This is a genomic window from Chitinophaga sp. 22308 (assembly GCF_052045305.1).
Lineage (GTDB): Bacteria > Bacteroidota > Bacteroidia > Chitinophagales > Chitinophagaceae > Chitinophaga > Chitinophaga varians_A.
Map to the genome: position 1 here is coordinate 382,636 of NZ_JBQEOP010000008.1, position 6,203 is coordinate 388,838.

3 protein-coding genes are annotated in these 6,203 nt (G+C 52.6%); 1 reads left to right on the top strand and 2 read right to left on the bottom strand.

What is annotated here, in order from left to right:
* The first annotated feature begins 107 nt into the window (after positions 1–107).
* Entirely contained in the window at positions 108–3,077 is a 2,970-nt protein-coding gene (locus tag ACTJJS_RS29855; RefSeq protein WP_440667342.1) for a glycoside hydrolase family 2 TIM barrel-domain containing protein, read from the top strand.
* Between the two features lie 221 nt (positions 3,078–3,298).
* Here the strand turns inward: ACTJJS_RS29855 and ACTJJS_RS29860 are convergent, their stop codons facing one another.
* Together ACTJJS_RS29860 and ACTJJS_RS29865 are read right to left on the bottom strand one after the other, a co-directional pair.
* On the bottom strand, positions 3,299–5,167 hold the full coding sequence (locus tag ACTJJS_RS29860; RefSeq protein WP_440667343.1) for an OmpA family protein: 1,869 nt from the start codon (positions 5,165–5,167) through the stop codon (positions 3,299–3,301).
* A 19-nt stretch (positions 5,168–5,186) separates the two neighbouring features.
* A complete protein-coding gene (locus ACTJJS_RS29865) occupies positions 5,187–6,188 on the bottom strand; it encodes a PorP/SprF family type IX secretion system membrane protein (protein ID WP_168873548.1) in 1,002 nt (333 codons plus the stop codon).
* Between the last annotated feature and the right edge of the window lie 15 nt (positions 6,189–6,203).

Here is a 6,203-nt window from a genome sequence, read left to right on the forward strand (position 1 = left end):
ATTTAACTTCTGGCTTTCTATTATAATTATTATAGCAAAAACAGAACGTTAAAATATTCCTGTAAAAACGCGTACTTTACCCCGCATCCAAAAAAAGAAGATCAACAGTGAACACGTATTATTCTCCACGAGCGCAGGAGAAGGACCACCGTTTATTACGGCGATACGCCGCATGGTGCCTGCTGCTGCTGACATTAACCACCGCCACCACCGCACAATCCCGTCTGTCTCCCAGACTGGTACTGGACTTCAACAGTAACTGGGCATTCTGTCAACAGGACGTCAGCAACGCTGCAGCGGCAGACTTCAACGATGCGTCATGGGAAGCGGTGACTATTCCCCATGTGATGGGCATCACCGCTAAACATAACGGAGGAGGCAAGGTATACCAGGGCATAGGCTGGTACCGCCGCTACTTCACCATACCGGCTGACTGGGCCGGCCGCCGGCTTTATCTCTCCTTTGAAGGTGTGCAGACAGACTGCGAAATATACCTGAATGGCGAAAAACTGGATGAACACCACGGAGGATATATGCGTTTCGGCACAGACATCTCCGGCAAAGTACGTCCCGGGCAGTCAAATGTGCTGGCCGTAAGGGTTTCCAATACCGACAACCCGCAAACGCCGCCCGGCAAAAAAATGTCCACGCTGGACTTTAACTATTACGGCGGTATCTACAGAAAAGTGTCGCTGGTCATCACCAACCAGCTTTACATTCCCGATGAAACAGAAGCCGGCAAAATAGCGGGAGGCGGTATATTTACCATGAGCAGAAACGTATCTGCAAAAGCCGCCGACCTGCTGGTCAATACGCAGGTCATGAACAGCGGACAGCCATCAGTTGCCACCACCCTGGTAAGCAAACTGACAGACAAAAGCGGGCGGGTTGTAGCGTCCTCCAGGCAGACGGTCTTTCTCAACGGCAGAAAGGACACCACGTTCCGGCAACAACTTCATATCACCGCCCCACAACTGTGGCATCCGGACCATCCCTATCTCTACCAGCTGGAATCGGAGGTCTACAACGGTAAATTGCTTGTCGACAAACGGGTAACGCCAACGGGTATCCGCACAATTTCCTTTAAAGCAGATGGCTTTTACATTAACGGAGAAAAACTCTACCTGCGAGGCGCCAACCGTCACCAGGTTTATCCTTATATCGGCGATGCAGCGCCGGCCTCCCTGCAATACCGCGATGCATGGCAGCTCAAAAAAGGCGGTTTCAACGCAGTACGGGCGGCCCACTACCCGGCGTCACCTGATTTCCTGCACGCCTGCGATGAACTGGGCCTGCTGGTCATCGAATGCCAGCCCGGCTGGCAACATTACAGCGAAGACAGCATCTTCAAAGCACGCACCTTCCGCGATATCAGGGAAATGATACGCCGCGACAGGAACCACCCTGCGGTATTTCTCTGGGAAACTTCCCTGAACGAATCCCCTACTCCTTCCACCTGGATGCAGGAAGCAGTGCGGATAGCACATGAAGATATGCCGGGAGACCAAATGTTCACCGCAGATGATTACAATAAACGCAGCCGCGATCATTACGATGTTTTCTACAAAGTGGTCAACCCGGACATGACAGACCCGGCGCCAGGCAAACCGTCCCTCACCCGGGAATGGGGAGATACCTGGGTGGCAGACGCAGCACAGGAAAACGGCCTGCGTGCTTCCCGTCAATACACGGCCCGGGGAATGATCAATCAGTGTATTTTGCGTCAGCAGGCCCTTAACGGGGAAACCAGCGAAGAACACGGCGGATACTGGGACCATGCCCGGCTGGATGCCAATCCCCGCATCGGCGGATATTTCGTGTGGAGCTACAATGACTATACCCGTGGCAGTGATCCCGTAACGGCGTTCAGCGGCGTGACAGATATGGACCGTTATGAAAAATTCAGCTACTACCAGCTGCAGTCCATGCAGTCAGCCCGTAATAAATCATACGGTCCCATGGTATTCATCGCCAGCTACAATAACCTGCCGGGCACCGATTCCACGATCATTGTTTTTTCGAACTGTGATACCGTGCTGTTGTACCGCAACAACCAGCTCGTGGGCCGTAAAACCCGCTCCGGCAACGCTGCTACAGCGCCCTTCATTGCTGCTAAAAACGGTAGTCCCCTATATGCGTTCGCGTTAGGCCGCTATGAGCCGGGCACGCTCCACGCCGAAGGCTGGCTCGACGGCAAACGGGTATGCAGCCACACTGTCACCACCCCTCAAACGGCCCACCACCTGGAAATAACAATACCGGGACCGACTACGCCACTCATTGCTGATGGCTCTGATATGATTCCGGTATACATCAAAGTATGTGATAAAAACGGTACCCTGGTCGCCAACACAAAGGCAGGACAATCGTACAGTGTCCGGCTGCACGTTACCGGCGCCGGTCACCTTGTTGGCGGCAACATCCCGGATGCAGCCATCGCGGTGCAACACACGGAAGGCGGAATAGGATATGCCCTTGTCCAAAGCAGCGATATGCCCGGTGAAATCACGATCACCGCGGAAAGCGAAGGACTGGAACGCGCTGTTAAAACCATCCGCACACAAGCCCGTACAACAAAAACTGTCCCCGACGCACCGCATGCCAAATGGGTGAATGACTATCAGCGGAGACATGCTGACATAACAGCCAAAGCAGGACAAGTCAATATACTCCGGGAAATTCCTTTAAACAACGTAAAAATTGCGATCAACGGCCAGGTGAGCCCTCCAGGTTCCGGGGCGCTGACAGACAAAAACAACGTCACCGGCTGGACAACCACCGGCAATACTTTCCCGTTAGTCATCACACTTCATTTGGGAAAGCCCTGTTCTTTAACCGGAAGCCAGGTCTTCTGGGGGAAAGACAGCGATTGGTACAACTACAGGATAGAAACATCGTCTGACGGGAATACGTGGACCGTCGCCAGCCCGGATAAACTGTCCAGCGGACAGGATTACAAAGCGGTGCTGTTTAGCAGTCCCGGCGTACAATACGTGCGGTACGTGATTACCGGTATCAAGCCGGAAAGCAGCCGCGTGGCAGTGAAAGAAATTTTGTTGTTTGGCACGCAGGACTGATAACCAAGCGCTAATATCCTCCGTACTTCCTATATTTAGATATGAATTTTAACCTTGACAAACTTATTCATACCGGCACATTCCTTGACAATACCGTTCATGTGGACTGGCTCAGGGAACACTGTGATGACAGTACCATGAACAAAATCAGATAGTCTTATACAAACGACAAAGCGGGTGCCTCGGTATTATTTCCGGGCACCCGCTTTTCATTTTCATCATTACCATTTTATCCGCAGCTCAGAACGCCTGTTCTGCTTATAATCTTCTTCTTTACAAGGCACGCCGTCCTTACAGCCGTTCACCGGATCTTTCTCTCCTTTGTTGCTGTAGTAAAGGCGTTTGGGATCGATGCCTTTGTTGGCCAGATAGTCTATTACCGCATAACAACGCAACGCAGACAGGTCGGTGTTATACTGGTCACTACCGCGGTTGTCCGCGAAGGAGGTGATCACCACCTTCCAGTCAGGATAACGTTTCAGTACGGCGGCCACTTGGTCCAGTATCCTCCGGGACTCTGTCAGCAGCGCGGTACTGTTGTAATCATAGAGGAACTTCAGTTCTTCCAGTTTCTTTTTGTCATCTTCCTCTTCAGGCGTATGGTGTTTCACCACCGGAACAGGTTTTCCGCCATCGGAACCGGACGGCGAACCGTTGCCCTGGGTTGACGGCTGACCGGGGTTTGGATGTATGTTCGGATTAGCATTGGGATTTGGGTTTGAATTTTCATTCTGGCCATTGTCAACCCTGCTGAAGTAATGCGCATCGGAGAAGTAATAAATATCGTCCCTTCCGAGGCCGCCTGTTCTGCTGGAAGCCAGGTAACCCTCATAGCCGTTGCGTTTCAGTATCAGCCCGATATCATCTGCACCGGAGTTGAACGGCAGCTTCATGTTCTGCGGTGCTTCCCAGGCGGCCTTGGCGCCTCTTATCCGGTAGATGTCATAACCACCCATACCGGCATGTCCCCTGCTGGAGAAGTAGAGAATGCCTTCTTCGTTGACGGTGGGGAAAGTCTCTGACGCGACGGTGTTGACCTGGCTGCCACAGTTGACAGGCGCGCCCCAGGAGCCATCGGCCTGTTTCTCAGAGTACCAGATATCTGTCTGCCCCAGTCCGCCCGGACGGTCAGACACAAAGTACAGGACGTCGCCTGTGGAATTGAGCACGGCATGACTGGAAGAATATCCTTCCAGGTTGATGCCAGGCAGCAGCACCAGCGGTTCCCATTTACCATCCTTTTTTACAGACTGGTAAAGCTGCAGATGACGTACGCCGTTGACAACGCCTTTACCCGTATAGGGTACTTCTTTGCCCTGTATGTTGATTGTGGCGTACAGTGTATCTTCAGTATTATTCAGGCATACCGGCCCGATGTTATAATCAAATTTACCCAGCAGTCCCGGCACCAGTTCTTCCAGATAGGCGTTGGAGTTATCACCGGCATATTGCTGATAAACATACGCCTTGTAATAAGGTTCCTCCGTCCGCTTGTCTTTGGGCGGTTTGGCCTGTGAGCCGCTGCTCAGCGCCATGGTGCGGTAGCCGTTCGACATCAGCAGCAGTCCTTTCTGTACTACGCCGCTCACCACTTCCGAGCCGGGGGTGTTCAGTTCTTTCAGCGGCTTCAGTTGCACAGGCGCGCCTTTGGCGGTCCATACCACCGCGCTGTCGCAACCTTTCAGCGCCATTTCCTTCAGCTGAAGGCTATCGGCATTACTGGTGGCGAACAGCGCATATTGCGCCTTCGCCTCGTCGTACTGCTCCAGCTGCCGCAGCGCTTCGCCGTAGGCGAAATAAGCGGCGGCGGGGCGGTCAGGGCGACTGGTGATCTCTTTGTATATGTCCGTCGCCTGTCTATAGTAACCGATCTCCTGGAAGCTACGGGCCATTTTCATCAGTTGCTCTACCTTCATCCTGTCTCCTTTCTGGCGGGCGATCCTGTTATAGAGCGCGCCGGCCACGGCATACTCCTGTCTGGCATAAGCTGCTTCCGCCAACTGCAACACACTTTTCTGCTCCTGGCCATAGACGTTGGCGGCAGACAACAACAGCAGCGGGATGATCATTCTTCTGGTATGTCGTATCATAGCGGGTAGTAACTAAAGTTTAAAAATACCGTGGGTTCTTAACTGTATAATTTTTTGAGGGGATCAGAAAGCCCAGGGATATCTCGTGGGAACCTCCCTGGTAACCGGCCATCTTATTGATGGTCAGATCGTAGGCATACCCGATACGCAGCTTTTCGGTGGCGTAAAACTCCACCATTACGCTGGCCGCGTCCAGTTCGCTCAGGTCTTTCTGCAAGTTGGTTTTTCTCCATATGCCCACACCGGTACGGTAAGACGCACCCACCCACAACTTCTCTCCTATCAACAGGAAGGCGTTAATGTCCACGTTGGTAGGTCCTTTAAAATCTTCCTTGATCAGGATCGATGGTTTCAGCTGCAGGTTCTCCCCCAGCGGGAACATAGCTCCGGTGGTAATATACAGGTGCTGTGTTTTCCGGATGGTGGAATAGTTGTTGCCTTTCCAGTTATAACGCGACGCATCGGTATAGAGTGAAAACAAGTCCATCACGGAAGCGCCGGCATAAAAGCGGGGCGTATAATAGTAAATGCCGAAGCGGGCATCAGGCACCCATACGCTCTTTTTGCCCAGCGGTATGGCCGCATCTTCATTATCGATGTATTGCAGCGCCGTACCATCGATAGAGTACTGGGTAACGCCGGCGCCTATACCGAGACAAAGCCTCCGGGTATCTTCATCGTCCAGCGGAATGCGGTACGAGTAAGAACCATAGAGCGACAACGCGTCCTGCGGCCCCGATTTGTCAAATAACATCTGCATGCCCAGGCCTACTTTTTTATCGCTGGCGGGCGTCACCCCGTCGAGCGATATTCCGCCCGTACGGGGTGCTCCGGGGAACCCGGCCCACTGATGACGATAAATGGCATTCACATACAAGTCTTCCTTATAACCCGCATAGGCCGGGTTAACACTTAACCCGTTGAAGATGTACTGGCTGAACTGTATGTTCTGTTGCGCCGCGCCCTTCATGCTTATTGCCAGCAGCAAGACCATTATTCCCGCTCTGAGTACTTTTTGCATCTTTTACTTTTTTTG